This is a genomic window from Nitrospira sp. (assembly GCA_015709715.1).
Lineage (GTDB): Bacteria > Nitrospirota > Nitrospiria > Nitrospirales > Nitrospiraceae > Nitrospira_A.
The window spans coordinates 2,319,698-2,335,027 of sequence record CP054184.1 but is presented as its reverse complement, the minus strand read 5'-3'; the positions used below and the strand labels follow the sequence as shown (position 1 = coordinate 2,335,027).

The 15,330-nt window shown below is 61.5% G+C and carries 14 protein-coding genes; 4 read left to right on the top strand and 10 right to left on the bottom strand.

The genetic code is table 11. The features are described from left to right. Window position 1: 1 nt before the first annotated feature. From HRU82_11170 to ettA, 4 genes are all read right to left on the bottom strand, one after another. Entirely contained in the window at window positions 2-880 is an 879-nt protein-coding gene (locus HRU82_11170) for an SDR family oxidoreductase (GenBank protein QOJ35464.1), read from the bottom strand. Further along, window positions 877-1,551 (bottom strand): NAD(P)H-binding protein, encoded by a 675-nt coding sequence (locus tag HRU82_11165; GenBank protein ID QOJ35463.1) that lies wholly within the window; start codon window positions 1,549-1,551, stop codon window positions 877-879. Before HRU82_11165 ends, HRU82_11170 begins: the two co-directional genes overlap by 4 nt. Then, window positions 1,548-2,804, bottom strand: coding sequence for a patatin-like phospholipase family protein (locus HRU82_11160; GenBank protein QOJ35462.1), 1,257 nt, complete (start codon window positions 2,802-2,804; stop codon window positions 1,548-1,550). Before HRU82_11160 ends, HRU82_11165 begins: the two co-directional genes overlap by 4 nt. Before the next feature lie 124 nt (window positions 2,805-2,928). Further along, window positions 2,929-4,611: an energy-dependent translational throttle protein EttA gene (gene ettA / locus HRU82_11155; protein QOJ35461.1), complete on the bottom strand. Its 1,683-nt coding sequence runs from the start codon at window positions 4,609-4,611 to the stop codon at window positions 2,929-2,931. 156 nt (window positions 4,612-4,767) lie between these two features. Between ettA and HRU82_11150 the strand changes: the two genes are divergently transcribed. From HRU82_11150 to HRU82_11140, 3 genes are all read left to right on the top strand, one after another. Next, complete coding sequence (locus tag HRU82_11150) at window positions 4,768-5,424, top strand: lipid-binding SYLF domain-containing protein (protein QOJ37185.1); 657 nt, start codon at window positions 4,768-4,770, stop codon at window positions 5,422-5,424. A gap of 381 nt (window positions 5,425-5,805) precedes the next feature. Further along, on the top strand, window positions 5,806-6,051 hold the full coding sequence (locus HRU82_11145) for a type II toxin-antitoxin system Phd/YefM family antitoxin (protein QOJ37184.1): 246 nt from the start codon (window positions 5,806-5,808) through the stop codon (window positions 6,049-6,051). Beyond that, entirely contained in the window at window positions 6,048-6,434 is a 387-nt protein-coding gene (locus tag HRU82_11140) for a type II toxin-antitoxin system VapC family toxin (protein QOJ35460.1), read from the top strand. Before HRU82_11145 ends, HRU82_11140 begins: the two co-directional genes overlap by 4 nt. Here HRU82_11140 and HRU82_11135 read toward each other — a convergent pair whose 3' ends face one another. The 4 genes from HRU82_11135 to HRU82_11120 form a co-directional block, all read right to left on the bottom strand. Beyond that, window positions 6,435-7,241: a DUF2470 domain-containing protein gene (locus tag HRU82_11135; protein QOJ35459.1), complete on the bottom strand. Its 807-nt coding sequence runs from the start codon at window positions 7,239-7,241 to the stop codon at window positions 6,435-6,437. Between the two features lie 118 nt (window positions 7,242-7,359). After that, window positions 7,360-8,106 (bottom strand): alpha/beta fold hydrolase, encoded by a 747-nt coding sequence (locus HRU82_11130; protein ID QOJ35458.1) that lies wholly within the window; start codon window positions 8,104-8,106, stop codon window positions 7,360-7,362. 4 nt (window positions 8,107-8,110) lie between these two features. Then, complete coding sequence (locus HRU82_11125) at window positions 8,111-8,830, bottom strand: esterase (GenBank protein ID QOJ35457.1); 720 nt, start codon at window positions 8,828-8,830, stop codon at window positions 8,111-8,113. A 29-nt stretch (window positions 8,831-8,859) separates the two neighbouring features. Then, window positions 8,860-12,060, bottom strand: coding sequence for a hypothetical protein (locus tag HRU82_11120; GenBank protein QOJ35456.1), 3,201 nt, complete (start codon window positions 12,058-12,060; stop codon window positions 8,860-8,862). Window positions 12,061-12,152: 92 nt separating this feature from the next. On the opposite strand from HRU82_11120, the gene HRU82_11115 reads away from it, so the two are divergent. Beyond that, window positions 12,153-13,211, top strand: coding sequence for an IS630 family transposase (locus HRU82_11115; protein ID QOJ35455.1), 1,059 nt, complete (start codon window positions 12,153-12,155; stop codon window positions 13,209-13,211). Window positions 13,212-13,391: 180 nt separating this feature from the next. Here HRU82_11115 and HRU82_11110 read toward each other — a convergent pair whose 3' ends face one another. Further along, on the bottom strand, window positions 13,392-14,867 hold the full coding sequence (locus HRU82_11110) for a YdiU family protein (GenBank protein QOJ35454.1): 1,476 nt from the start codon (window positions 14,865-14,867) through the stop codon (window positions 13,392-13,394). Then, window positions 14,864-15,232 carry a DUF2294 domain-containing protein gene (locus HRU82_11105; protein QOJ35453.1) on the bottom strand — a complete coding sequence of 123 codons (369 nt, stop codon included), beginning with the start codon at window positions 15,230-15,232 and terminating at the stop codon, window positions 14,864-14,866. Before HRU82_11105 ends, HRU82_11110 begins: the two co-directional genes overlap by 4 nt. Window positions 15,233-15,330 lie beyond the last annotated feature (98 nt).

Below are 15,330 nucleotides of genomic sequence, written 5' to 3'. Positions count from 1 at the left end.
CTCATCCGGCGGATTGGTCGTCCCAGGGGTCTTCCTTGCTGCCTCGGCCCGCTTGAATCCACCGGCGAAAACCCGGCAGAGGGAACGACAGTAGGGCCTGCAGCTTCGCGCTCGACATCGAGAGGTCCGGCGGGCGAGGCGGTCCCTGATAGTCGGCCACGGAGCCCGGCTGAATGTGGGCGCGAAGCGCGGGATAGATCCATGAGAGCAGCTCTCCGATTTCCCAGCGCGACAGCCGCTCGCTGCCGCCCAGATGGTACAGACCCGGAGTCGACTGCGCAGCGAATTCCCACAGGGCCCGCGCCAAGGGGCCCGCTGCAACCGGGCAACGGAACTCATCGGTGAATAGCGTGAGCGTCGTCCCCTTGCCCACGGCGCGCAGCATATCTTCGACGAAACTGCGGTCGTGCGAGGATGAGGTCCCGGCCGTGAGGGCGATGCGCACGACCGCATGGGCTGGATTCTGCATCACAACCTGTTCGGCTTCCGCCTTGGTCCGTCCATACACGTTCAGCGGATTGATGTGATCTTCTTCGACATAGTTTCCCTTCGCGCCGTCGAACACCTGATCGCTGGAGAGAAAAATGAACGGAATGGCTTGGGCAAGGTCGGCCAGGACCCTGGTTGCCTCCACGTTGATGGTCCTGGCCCGCACCGGATCCAGTTCGCAGGCGCCGGTTCGACTCAGCGCGGCGCCGTGGATCACGAGCTGCGGCGGCCGAGCCCGCCAGAGACGCGTTATCTGCGCGGGGTCGGTCAGATCCGCGTCACTCCTGGTGAGTCCACGCACCTCCCACCCTGGAGCCCATCGGGTGGCACTCCGCACCAGATAGCCTCCGATCAGGCCGGCCGCCCCCGTAATCCAAGCGACCGGCTTCACGACTCACCCACACCCCGCCGCCGGATTTCCGACACGTCCATGACGCGCCACCGGTCCGGCGGCTGCTCAATCGCCCACACCATCGCTGTCAGCATCTCCCGCATGGTCACCAATCCCAGCCTGGTCGCCGCCATCCTGGTATTTGGTATCCGTTCCAGTAGCCGATACCAAGGCTGCAACACCAACGGCCACCAATGGCCCGGCCCGAGAATATACCAGGGCCGCATGATGGTCGCGACCAAACCGGCCTCTTCTATGGCCGCCTCGCAGGCCCGGCGCACCGCAATGTAGTCACGCATGATCGGCGCGGGATGGGCCACGCTGACGTACAGAACGTGGGGAAGGCCGACCGTTCTAGCCGCTTGAACCGCCGCCAGCGCGGCTGGGCCGTCGACCGCGCGAAACTGCGGCCCCTTCCAAGGCGCCGGCTTGGGCACACCAACCAACTGCACCAGCGTATCGGCCCCCCGTAAGGAGTCCGTGAAACTGCCTGCATCAAGGGGATTGCCGATGACGATGTCACAGCCGTGTGGAACCTTGCCGATCGATTCCTGCCTCGCCAGAGCCGTCAGCCGGTGGCCCCGCTCGAGCAGCAACGGGATCAGCCGCGCCCCGAGGTACCCGGTGGCGCCCGTGACGAACACCTGCCGCTTGCGCGGGGGTAAGGTCATGGCTGCGACTGAACCATGGGGCGCCCTTCGAGAAATTTCGCCAAGCCGTTCCTCGTCCGGAGTTCCGCGAGGCCGTTGGCGACAAGACGCGCAGCCGCCTCGGTCAACGCCGCCTGCTCCTCCGCCGACAGGCCGAGATTGGTCTTGATCTGCGTCACCTGCTTCCCCAGCGGATCGCTGTCCGGAAGTTGCCGCAGCGCCAGGTGCCAAAAATCGCAGGAGCCGCCGTCGCCGTTTCTGCCGACGGGAAACCGCCCGAACCGAGCGACATCCTGGTCTGACGCGGGGATTCCTGCCAGTTCCAGCAGATCGCGCCGATGGCTCTTGAGCAACACCGCAGCGGCCGAGAGAGGACGTCGCGCTTCGTTCTGTTTTCGACCGGTCGCATCGATGGAGAGCACCAAACAGCCGCGGGGGAATAGTTCCTGCCACGGCCGCTGCGTCGAGGCCACGTCCAACACTTGCATCAGGGTGCGGATGCCGAGATTGTCGGCCGCCCCACCATCGTAGGCGAGTAACGGAGGCGGAGCCGATCCATTGAGGCCAGGCCCGCCACGATCCAGCGCAAGCGGTTCCAGGACATCGGGATAGGCGGCGGACATGTACACGGCGCGGGCGATACTGAACGGAGCGAGCGGCTGCCCAAGCTCCGCGAACCGTTCTTGCGAGATCACCAGCGGATCGCCCGTCAGGGCGTCGGTGGAGTTGAGCAGAAGGATCGGCCGGGAAGGGTTCAGGTCCCGATAGGTGGCGCCATGGAAAAGACCGTCATCCAAGGCGCGGATCACCCGGTCGGCGGCGATGGTCTTGGTCAGGAGCAGCCGAAACGCATTCGGCGGAGCCATGTACCAGGGCCCGAGGACCGCGGCCTGGAAGTCCCGCCCGATCTGTTCCAGAAAGCCGTTCTGGAAACTGAGGTCTCGATACCCATCGAGCGCATAGGACGCAGCAGGCAAGGCTCCGCCAGATACCGCCGACAGCACATCGACCTGCGACAGGAGTCCGACGCGATCGAGTTCCTTCATGACCGCCGCACCGAACAGGGCGGCGCGGCTGCCCCCGCCGGAAAAGGCCAGGCCGACGAAGCGACCATCGGCGAGTTCCGTCGCGCTCAATTGCAGGGTCGCTCTGGTGGCAGTCTGCGGCTGGGATGGAGCCGGGCTGCTTGGATGAGGCTCCAGCGTCATGCAGGACACCGAGGCCAACGCCAAGGCCAGCAGCACCCAGGAGCTTTTCCGACGACCGTTCGGCATTCCCATGTTTCCCTCTACGAAGGGATCGATCGAACGGATGTCTCCTCGGATGAAAAGACGGGCGCTCCTGGCGAGGCGTGCAGGGACTGAGCACGCAGCCGGTTATCCGGTTTTCAACAGCCTGTTAATTTCTCGTCAGCTTCCGATACCGGATCCGATGCGGCTGGTCGGCTTCTTTGCCGAGCCGTCGCTTGCGATCGGCTTCATATTCGCTGTAGTTCCCTTCGTACCACACCACTTTGCTGTCGCCCTCAAAGGCCATAATGTGTGTCGCGATGCGGTCCAGGAACCAGCGGTCGTGGCTGCTGATGACGGCACAGCCGGCAAACCCTTCCAACCCCTCTTCCAAGGCGCGCAGGGTGTTCACGTCCAGATCGTTGGTCGGCTCGTCGAGGATGATGAGGTTGGCGCCTTCCTTGAGCATGCGCGCCAGGTGCACCCGGTTGCGTTCGCCGCCCGACAGGTCCTTGACCTTCTTTTGCTGATCAGTCCCGGCAAAGTTGAAGCGAGCGCAATAGCCGCGCGCGTTCACCTCGGCCTTCCCCAGCTTGACCGTATCCTGGCCGTCCGAAATGATTTCATACACGGTCTTGTTCGGATCGAGGCTGCGGTCCTGATCGACATAGCCGAGCTTGACCGTCTCGCCGATCCGGATCGTGCCGCTGTCCGGCTTTTCCTTGCCGATGATCATGCGGAACATGGTCGTCTTGCCTGCACCGTTCGGGCCGATCACCCCGACGATGCCGCCCTTCGGCAGGCTGAACTCCACGTTCTCGTACAGCACCTTGTCGCCGTAGGCTTTGCTGACGCCCTTCGCCTCGACAACGAGGTCGCCCAATCGAGGCCCTGGGGGAATGTAAATTTCCAGGTCTTCCGCCAACTGTTCCTGCTTTTGGTTGACCAGTTCTTCATAGCGATTCAGGCGCGCCTTACCCTTCGATTGGCGGGCCTTCGGCGACATCCGGATCCATTCCAACTCGTGCTCCAACGTCTTCTTGCGCTTCGATTCGGCCTTCTCTTCCTTCTCCAGCCGCTCTTGCTTCTGTTCCAGCCAGGAAGTGTAGTTGCCTTGGAAGGGAATGCCGTGGCCGCGATCCAGTTCCAGGATCCAGCCCGCGACGTTGTCGAGGAAGTACCGGTCGTGGGTCACGGCAATGACCGTCCCCTTGTACTGTTGCAGATGCTGCTCTAACCACTGCACGGATTCGGCATCGAGATGGTTGGTCGGCTCGTCGAGCAACAAGATGTCCGGCTCTTGGATCATGAGCCGGCAGAGCGCCACCCGCCGTTTTTCGCCTCCGGACAACACGCTCACCTTTTGGTCCGCCGGGGGACAACGCAACGCATCCATGGCGACCTCAAGCTCGTTCTCCAACTCCCAGCCGTTGGCCGCCTCGATCTTCTCCTGCAGCTGCGCCTGCTTGTCGATCAGCTTTTCCATCTCATCAGGATCCGCTTCCCCGATCTTGTTGCTGACCTCTTCGTATTCATGGAGCAGAGCGACCAGTTCCTTCTTGCCCTCCTCCACGACCTCCTTGACCGTCTTATTGGGGTCGAGCTGCGGTTCCTGTTCGAGCAGGCCGATGCTGTAACCCTTCGAGCGCGTGATCTCTCCGACGTAATTGGAATCCACCCCCCCGATGATCTTCAGCAGCGAGCTCTTGCCGGACCCGTTCAACCCGAGGACGCCGATCTTGGCGCCGTAATAAAAGCCCAAGTAGATATCGCGCAGCACCTGTTTCTTCGGCGGATACACCTTGCCCACGCCGACCAGTGAAAAAATGACTTGCTTATCGTTCGTCGCCATAGCCATCCTCAGTAGAGTGTGAGCTGTCTGTTCGTTCGTGCAATCGGCCACCATAACAAAGCGCGGCATGATTCACAACCGCGCAAGGAGCCTGCGTCGACCATGATTCGTCATCTCCATTCTCTGCCGATCACCTATCTCATCCTGGCTGTCCTCCTGATCCCGAGCGTGGTCCGGCCCGCGTCCGCGGCGGACGACCGCGAGCAGCGGGACCTCGTCGACCAAGCTCGCATGACGCTCTCGAACTTTCTCGCCGATCCCAACATGACCTGGTTCCGCGATCACGTCCAAGACGCCAAGGGGCTGTTCATCGTCCCGCAATATATGAAGGGCGCGCTCCTCTACGGCGCAGCCGGCGGCAGCGGCGTGTTCGTGGCCAGGGACGAGAAAACGGGCGAATGGAGCGAACCGGCGTTCTTCACGATGGGGGCCGCGAGTTTCGGCTTTCAATTCGGCGCGCAGATGTCGGAAGTCGTGCTGCTGGTCCTGACGCAACGCGGAGTCGATTCGCTGTTACTGGGTAATTTCAAACTGGGAGCGGATGGATCGGTCGCCGTGGGACCAATCGGGGCCGGCGTCTCAGGTGCGACCACCCCGAATCTCAGCGCAGACCTCTTGTCGTTCGTGCGAGCCAAGGGGCTCTTCGCGGGGGTCTCGCTGGAGGGAGCCGCGCTGATCGCACGGGACGAATGGAGTCGTGCCTACTACGGCAAGGCCGTCACCCCGACCGACATCGTGATTCGTCACGAGGTGAAGAATCCGCACTCGGAGACGTTACGCGCGGAGATCAAGCGAGCGATCGAAGGGAAGTAATCCGGTCGGGCGTTTTCACGCGCAGATGAAATCCCAGTCGGTCCATCGTCGCGATACTCGCCTGCTGCGCATCCAAGTTGCCGAAGACCGGGCGAGCAGCAAGAGGGTCTCCTGTTGCGCCGTATTGACCTCATGGATGAGGTCCGAAGCGGTCTCTGCCAACGGATCCACGCCACCGCCATGTACTCGGCCGGTGCGACCCAGCCCATCGACCCAAACCCTCCGACAAAATAAATATCTGCCAAGGCCATGCGGAAAAAACTAAAAGGGCAGCACCGACCCGAAGGGCCAGCCTGGTTGCTTGCGCGAGAGTTGGTGGAGAGACGGTTACGAGAGGGAGAGTGGCTTGACGTAGTTGAGAAGTTAGTCTACTATGTGGTCATGATTAAGCTCAATGTTCATGAAGCCAAGACACACCTCTCCAAATACTTGGCCAAGCTCAAGGCCGGCGAGCGAATTCTGTTGTGCAAACGCAATCACCCAATTGCCGAGATCACGGCGTTGCCGGAACCACCCACCCACCCTCGCCCCATTGGGCTGGCGAAAGGCCGCTTTACCGTCCCAGGTAGTTTCTTCGCACCACTCCCGGATGTCCTCCTTGAGGCGTTCGAGGGAACGCACGAGTGAAGTGCCTCCTCGATAGCTGTACCTTTCTGTGGATTATCTCGGGGGCTAAGGAGCTGTCAGGAACCGCGCGAGAGCTCTTCACCGACCCAGCCAACGAGATGTTGCTGAGCGTCGTGTCGGTCTGGGAAATTTCTGTGAAGCATGGGCTTGGAAGGTTGTCGCTGCCGAGTCCGCTCGATCAGTTTCTGGTTGAGCAACGGGAGCGACATGGAATCGCGGTGCTGCCGCTTCATGAGGGCGCGGTCTTGCATCTGCATAAGCTTCCCCAATTACATCGAGATCCCTTTGACCGCATGTTGATCTGCCAAGCGATTGAACATGATTGCCTGTTGCTCACGCCTGACCCATTGATAAGCCAATATCCAGTTCGCACTCGCTGGTAGCTACAACGAGTGCAGCACCTGGCCGCCTGCCTTCGCCTTCGTGGCCAGATCGGCGAGACCGGCGCGGGCCTCCTCAGCATTGCGCACCGGGTCCGTAAAGGCAAATCTCCCACCCTGCATCCGATCGGGTGTCTTGACCCGCAGATGAAATCCCAGCCGGTCCATGGTCGTGATGCTAGCTTGCTGCGCGTCCAGCTTGCCGCACAAGCGGGCAAGCTGGAGCAGTGTCTCCTGTTGCTTCGTATTGATCTCACGAATAAGGTCCGCAGCGGTCTCTGCGAGCGGATCCACTGCCGCTGCCATGTAGTCAGCCGGTGCCACCCAGCCCATCGACCCGAACCCGCCGACAAAATAGATATCCGCCAAGGCCATATGGAAAAAGTGAAAGTCGTCGAAGTCGACCCAATAGGCCGCGTTCGCATGACGAGCCAAATACCGTTCACGCACCGATGCGACCTCGTCTTTCGGCACCTTCGTGATCGACCCCATCAAAGTCACTCTAGCTGCGCCCAGCGGATCACGCTGACTTTCCGGCGGGGTGACCAGCAGGCTGGCCCGCGGATCGCCGAGCAGGTTCTGCGTGTGCATCGCCATGGAGCTGATGAGAAAACTCGGCTGGCCTTGATCGTCCAAGCCGTAGGGCATCACCGACCCGAACGGCCAGCCTGGTTGCTTCCGCGACAGGGTCGAGAGCCCGCCCGTCTGCTGCAGATACACCAGCGTCCTGGCTTTTTCGGCATGGGAGGGTTCGGGAACGTCAGGACCTTCCGAATCCGGCCCGCTGCTGTGCTGACGCGATGATGTCACGACATCTCTCCTTCTGGGTCATTTCAAAGGCCCAAATCTCACCATTTCGTCCAGACAGGTGAAGCAGGGAAACGGAATCGCCGCATTCTCTATGGATCAAGATCGGCATCGTCATTCCTTAGATTTCCCGACAGACCAGTCTGCGGAAGATGCCCAGATGCTCTGGGCTGCTCAGCCGATGATCGCCGGTTTTCAGCAACAGTTCGATCGGGAACTGCGGATCTTGCGACAGGACGTGTTGGACGAAGGCCCAGCTCCCTTCTGGCTTGATCACGCTGTCCTGTAGCCCATGCAGGATGGTCGTCTTCACACGGCGCGGTGGCGCCAAGCGGCGCTGCCACAGCTCTTCGCTGTCCTCGACCCAGGTCCAGGGAATCGGCGCCTCGCAATGCATCGGCTCGTCGTCCCAGGGCATGGAGCCGGTCGCCTGCCAGCGGGCGCGGCGTTCGGCGGGGATATCGGCGGCCCGCACCCCCATCATGTTGAAGGCCGGCGCAATCAGGATGAGTTCTTCCACCGCAGGTTGCTCCTGCGCCACCAACCAAGCGAGCCAGCCGCCCAGCGAATTGCCCACGATCGTGATCGAGGGACCTGCCGCCAATTGCTCGGTCACCGCCTCCGCGTCCTCCAACCATTGCAACAGACGATAGTCCCCCCAGGTCCCGTCCGCATCGCCCCAGCCACGAAAGTCGAAACAACAAAAACCCCAACCCCTCGCCTCGCACCATTGCGCCAGCGCCTTGCTTTTGTTCCCCCAGCGCTTGGAGAGAAAGCCGGTGATAAAGAGGATCGTCCGTTCCACGCCGGGGAGGCGGTCTCCTCGCACGACCTTGCCGTCCGCCGCCGTGAGTTGAAACAGCTCCATCCGGTTACCCCCGCCGCAGGACGTTGGTGACGAACAGGCCCAGCTGGCGCAGCACCGGCTCCGGAAGTTCATGCCCGCCACGGAACGGGTGCCACTCCACCTTAAGTCCGGCCTGCAGAAACTCATCGCGCAGCCGCTCCGCCATGGCGTAGGTCAAGATCGGGTCTTGTGTCCCGTGGCTTTGAAAGAGGGGGAGGCCCTTGCGCTTGGCCAACAGCGGACCCCATTCCTGTTTCGCGACCAGGGTGCCGGAGAGTTGGATCAATCCGGCATAGGACCGCGCGCTCTGCAGCAGTGCATCACAGGAGAGCATCGCCCCCTGCGAGAAGCCGCCCAGGAACGTACGCGCCGGATCAGCGCCGAAGGTCTTGTGCAGATCGTCCAACAGGCTGCTCACACGCGCACGCGCCTCCGGGAGCCCGCGCGGGATTTCGCCGGACAGGTCTCGGATCTTCCCTGCCGCCCGATCCGCCTGGAGACGGGCCATGTCGATCATCCACCAGGCGCGTGACTCGCCGAAACCCATTGGGATCGGCAGCGGCGCCTCAGGGAAGACGAAGCGCGTACCGGCGGGCACATCGAGGTACTCGCCGAGCGGAACCAGGTCGTCACCCGGGGCGCCGAAACCGTGAAGCAAGACGAGGACGGGGCCGCTGCCTCCACCCTTGCCGTCGGTACCTCCGGTCAGGCGAACCGTGAGGCCGCCGAGCCTGTCGAGACGCATGTGGCTGCTGCTCCCCCAAGGAGTTGGGACTATTGACCCAGATACCAATATTGCAGGAAGGCCAGCGCGGCAACCAATGTCGCCTGTACCATCGGCTGCTGATAGAAGGGCACGAAGGCTCCCTGCTGCACAGCATCGATGTCGCTGATGACCTGACGGAGCCCTTCGGCCATGCCGTCCTGATCCTTGGCTGAACGGGCATCACGCGCAGACTGCGCAAGGCGGTCGAGACGCTGTTGAAGGGGCGCAAGAATCCGCCGCTTCGCCTGCACGGCCGCCAGATATAACATGCTGGCACTGGCGATGGCCACCAGGCTGTTTACCGTCAAGACCAGGATCAGCACGGGAGGGAAGTCCCAATTGTCGAAGTAGTGGTTCCGGGCGGCGATCAGCAGGAAGAGGGCCAGGAAGGGATGGAGAATCCGGCGGTTCACGATCTTGGTCCGCTCGACGATGAGCCGGATCTGCTGCATCTCGCTCATCTTCGTGCCCGCCGGCATCTCCTGCACCCATCTGGTGCAGAGGATCACCGCGTCCAACACGGCCAGATTGAGGAGGAGTAGCAGCAGCACGCTTCCCCTGGTCAGATACAGGTCTACGGCGCAGGTGAACGTGCCACGGCAGGGCACAGAGAGCTGGAACTCACCGTCGTTCATGAACCACCACAGGGGTACGACCAGAAAGAGATAGGCCACCAGTCCCACGACAACTCGTCCTATGCGCGGCGGACACCGATGGGCACGGCAGTAGCGCATCCACAAGGCGCTCGCTAGGCCAGGATCGCCTTGCTTAGACCCGTGAAACATCCAATTGAGGTCACCCCAAAATCCCTTCAAGGCCTTTCGCCATCCGTCGGGCTTCTGCTGACAGGCGACATCTGGGAAAAAGGACTGCGTCAGCTCGTCCACACTGCGACCGGAATCGGCGCAGGCCTTGATCAGGAAGAACAGGCAGAGGCAGATGGCGAATAGTCGCAGGCCTTCCGTGGGCCAGATGCTCACGCCGTCGGACCAGGAAAACGGTTCTTCTTCGGCATAGGAAAAATGGGCAATCTGGCACCAAAACCACAGGGCCAGGATGACGGGAATGAAGACCCAGACACGACGCAGGATCCACAAGAAGGGCTGTTTGGTCGAATCCGGTTCGTTCCATGCCGTCAACCAATTCCAAAGCCGCCCATAGCCCCACAGGACCAGGAAGCCTAGGAGTAGCCCGACGATCCAGAGTGATCCGATTCTCGGCGGGAGGTTGAGAGACCTCTGATCATCGGCAAGATCGACCCTCGTGAGATGGATGCTCTTGTCCCCATTGCGTGGAATATCCGCACTCAGATCAACCGCGCCATGGCGCCCGATTTCGAAAAGGCGGGGCGGGATCTCCGTCGCATACGCATGTTCGACACCATGACTTGAGATGAAAAATTGGCGCCCTTTTTCCGATGACTGACATCCGACGCGATCAATCGCGCGCATTACTGCAAAGAACGCAGAGGTTTGGAGCGAGCTGCGAAACGGCGGGATGCTCTGTTGCAGCGAGGGTTCCAGCTGCAAACCGAATTGGGAGGCTATGATGAGGTTGCGCGTCCATTTCTGCTCGTCCTCATGGAAATACCGTGCATCCAGATCGGTCGCAAAGAACAGGGCGTTCGGGAACTGCTCCCGCAATGCTTGGAGAATCAGAAGCGCATCGTAGGGGTCTCGCCCCAGGATCCCGATGGCCCTCACCTTTCCCACTTCCTTTCCACCAGGTTGACCCGCAGCCGGATCTTTGGACTCAGCCTCGATACGCGCCACCAACCGTCGCACATAATCAAGCTGGGACGGGCCTTCCGGCCGCTCGTAGGAGTCGATGTCCCGGAGCCGTCCCTTGCCCTCCGCCTTGTCTTTATCCTTCTCCTTATTGTCCTCTTTGGACTTGGTGCGCTTAGCTTGATCGTCCGACGCCTCTCCATCCAAGCCGCTCAGGTAGCTGTACTGCCCGATCTTGAAATCCCGTAACGAGGGCTCGCTTGCCTTGCATCGAACGTCATCGCGCAAGGTCCCGTGGCGGCAGACGGCTGCCATGAAGGCAAACGGAAGCGCACGGGCATAAAGGGAATCCCATTCTCCGATCAACACGATCCTGTCTTGTCCAATCGTCACCCGCCGCCGCTCCAGTTCCCTCAGGAGGGAGTCGAAGAGCACGTCGTCGCTGGTGACGCGGTAAGAGAGATCGAGACCGGCCCTCTCCAGCAGTTGCTTGAGTACCTCGCACTCAGCGTAGGGTTGGCAGACCTGCCCGTTCTCGTTTTTTTCCTCTTTCAGCCCGCGTAAGAGGAGGTCTGGCATGGCCGTAGCCCAAGGGGAGTACACTTGGAGGTTCTTCTTCGTCTGCTGCCAGCGATACTCCTCTTTCGGATTGTGCTTCTCGATCTCCTGGAGAATGCTCCGAAACTCAGACGACGTACGAGGGCCGACGAGCTTCACCTGAAAAGGAAGCGCACTCGCTGTTCTCTTGTCGCTAGACAAGCGCGAGGCGAGCACAGAGAGCAAGGCATCGATACGAGCCAGAATCCTCTCCTCGCCCTCCCACGTCTTCACCCAGAGCACCAACACCTTTTCGATGGTTTGGCTCAGGCCTGAGTAAGGACAGGCCCTGACCGTATCCCGGCTGTACCATTCGTAGGGCGTGTATTGTGATAGAAGTTTTTCTTCCTTAGATTGGGCCTGTGAGGGAATCCGATAATTCCAGGTGAAGTAGGACAGCGACTCAGCCTTGTCCGGGGCGAAACAGCCCACCTCCAGCGCGGCCCCGACGGCGTAACGATCCCGGATACGCTCCTCGACCGCTTCGACCGACGTTCCACCTCCGGTCATGACGACCAGCGTCAGGACTCGTTCGTTTCCAGCCTCTTCGATCTTACCGGATAGGCGCTTCAGCCCATTGTTGTGAGCGTCCGACGATCGCAGACTGACTGTGACGGTAACCTGCCCGATCTGCTTGCCGTCGGTGACCACCTGGAGGGCGGTGGGTTTCTGAGCGTTAACCTCCTTCTCGACTGCCGCGAAGGGGTCTTCCCACAGCCTGGCGCGAACCGATAACTCGTCCGCCGCTTGCTGAAGTCCCGTGCCGATGCCCGGCGGTCGCGAACTCTGCAGCGGGTTCTTCACGAGCACCATGGCGGCCACGGCGAGGGCAAGGGTGACCGTCGTGGCCAAGGAAAAGGTGGAATCGTCTCCCTTGAAGGCCATGTGCAATCCTTTGCTTCAACGGCTCAAGGCGCTGGACTACCCCTTTCACACTAGTGGACTGTAACACCCATTTGTAGACTATAATCGTGTTCATGGAACACACGATTGTCCTGACGAAACGTGAACGACTGGAACTCATCAGACGAGCGCGGAGCCGGACCGGGCGTGCCGAAACCGCTCGACGGGCCCGCGTGATTCTGCTCCTGGCTGAGGGGGCGACCTGGGATGCCGTGTGTCAGGCCGTGGGGTGCAGCCGCGGCTTTGTGGCGAACTGGAGCCAGCGGTTTGCCGCTGAGCGGTTGGCCGGGCTGTACAGCCGTCATCGCGGGCAAGCCCCCCTGCGGCACACCCCTCAGACGGAAGCCCGCATCCTGGAGGCCACGCGGCGGGCGCCGGCCGACGGCGCGACGCACTGGAGCACCCGCAAGCTGGCGGCCCAGCTCGGGGTCAGCCATATGAGGGTGGCGCGAGTCTGGGCGAAACATGGGATCAAGCCCCATCGGCTGGAGCGCTATATGGCGTCCAACGACCCGGACTTCGAGAAAAAGGCCGCGGACATCATCGGCCTCTATCTGAACCCGCCTCAGCATGCGGCCGTGTTTTGTGTGGACGAGAAAACCGCGATCCAGGCCTTGGACCGCAAGGATCCGGTGCTGCCCTTGTCGCCGGGGCGGGCCGAACGGCATGGCTTCGAATATTACCGCCACGGCACGCTCTCCCTCTACGCCGCGTTCAATACCAAGACGGGCGAGGTGCTGGGCAAGACGGCCGACCGACACACCTCCGAGCAATTCATCGCGTTCCTGACAGACCTCGTGGCCAATCAACCCAAGGGCGTGGAGATCCATGTGATTGCGGACAACCTCTCGGCGCACAAGACCACGCGGGTCACCGAGTTTCTGCAGACCCATTCGACGGCGCACCTGCATTTCACGCCGACGTACTCGTCGTGGCTGAACCAGGTCGAGCTCTGGTTCGCCAAGATCGAGCGCGATGTCATCGCGCGGGGCGTCTTCACGTCGGTCAAAGACCTCGATAAGAAACTGATGCACTACATCCGTCACTATAATAAGGCCCCCAAGATCGTGAAGTGGAAATACTGTGATCCGTCTCGGCGTATCGGTACACAATTACCTGTTACAGGCCACTAGGTACAGTCAGCATCTCCTGTGCCAACTACGTAGCGTATAAACCGCAGGAGAATCGGAACGTTCCGCCTGTCGGTTGAGAGATAGCAGGCTGACTGGTTGTATCGGCTCAGATACAACGCCGTATCCAATTGGATACCGTGAGGCGGGTCGGTCAAGAGAGGAGCGGACGGGAAGAGAGCATTAGGACGAGCAGCTCACGCTGATATGTTTGCCCCAATTCGGCGGAGGAGCCGCGTAGGATTCCATGCCGGGCTGGTCCACGAAAGGGTTCTGTAGGAGGGTCAGCAGCCGGTCGATTTCGGTGTAATCTTTTTGTTGCGCCTTCTCGATCGCGAGCTGAGCCAGATAGTTTCGCAGCACGTACTTGGGGTTGACACGATCCATCCGTTGCCGTCGCTCCTCGTCGCGACTCTGCTCGCGCGCCAGTCGCTCACGGTATCGGACGGCCCAGCCGTCGAATCGATTCCGATCCAGGAAGTGGTCCCGCAGCCGGTCGTTGGTCGCACCCGCCTCGGTGGAGAACGTACCCAGCTCCCGCCAGACAATCGTATAGTCGACCCGACTTTCGGCCATCAGCGATTGGAGCTCCGCGAGGAGCGCCTCGTCCTCCGGTTGCTCCTGCAGCAGGCCCAGCTTGGCCCGCATCAAGCCTCGATAGTGCGCGTCGAAGCGCTCGTGATAACGATCGAGCGCCGCCTTCAGCTCTTCACGAGGCGCCAGCGGCAAGAGGGTCTGCGCCAGACAACCCAGGTTCCACAGGCCGATGTAGGGCTGTTGATTGAAGGCATAACGCCCGTTGTGGTCCGAGTGGTTACAGATAAAGCCGGGATCGTAGTCGTCCATGAAGCCGTACGGACCATAGTCGAGCGTGAGCCCCAGGATCGACATGTTGTCGGTGTTCAACACGCCGTGGGCCCAACCGACCGCCTGCCACTGGGCGACCAACTTCGCCGTGCGCTCCACCACCTCATCAAAGAACCGCGCGTATGTCTCCGGCGCCTCGCGCAGGTGGGGAAAGTGGCCGTCGATCACATAGTCGGCCAGGCGCGTCAACTGTTCATGCTGCTTGCGATAGTAAAACACTTCGAATGAACCGAAGCGCACGTGCGAGGGTGCCATCCGCACGACCGTCGCGCCGGTTTCGATCTGCTCGCGGTAGACCTTGTCGTCGCTCCCGACCAGGCAGAGGGCGCGCGTCGTCGGGATGCCAAGGCCATGCATGGCTTCGCAACAGAGGTATTCACGGATTGCGGAGCGCAACACGGACCGCCCGTCGCCGTCGCGTGAAAAGGGTGTCATTCCCGCCCCTTTCAAATGCAGATCCCAGCGTTCACCCCGTGCGTTGACGACCTCCCCCAGCAGAATGGCCCGCCCATCGCCGAGCTGCGGCACATACACGCCGAATTGGTGGCCGGAATAGAGCATCGCCAGCGGCTCCATGCCCGGCACCAGCAAACTGCCCCCGAAGACGCCGGCGAACTCCGGACGAGCGGCTTCGGCAGGATCCAGGTCGATGAGGGCGGCGGCAGCCGGATTCACACTGATGAGGTGCGGCGGCGAGGAGAAGGGTGTCGGGTTCACCTTGGCATAGAAGGCGTCGGGTAACCGCGCGTAGCTGTTGTCGAACGTGAGGGTTTCGAGGCGATGCCGGCTCATGATGGGCGGAAGGTCGCTTCCAAGTCCGATTCCAATGTAAACACGAACACGCGTTCGCCGACCAGGGTGTCGATGTCCGTGAACAGGGCCGTGACCTTAGCCCCGATGAGTTCCGTGACCTGTTCGCAGAGACGCTCGCGCCCTTGGGCGATCAGGGTCTGCCGCAGCCGCTTCACCATGTCGATCCCTTCGGAGGTCTTGGCCAACTGCCGTTCCGCGGGTGTCAGCACGCCCCTCAACCGCACGACGAGCATGTCGCGCACGATGAACACGCGCACTTCATCCGGGCCGCGCCCGAGAAACTCCTGCTCGAACTTGATGATCGCCGTCCGCACGGCGGCTTCGGTTTCTCCTTTGCTGGCCATAGGGCACGAATCCTTTCGCTGGATGCGGCGCGAGCAGCGGATTATAGTCATCGCCGCAGCCGGACTCCAGTCCCGTCGGCACAGCCTATGGCTCCCGG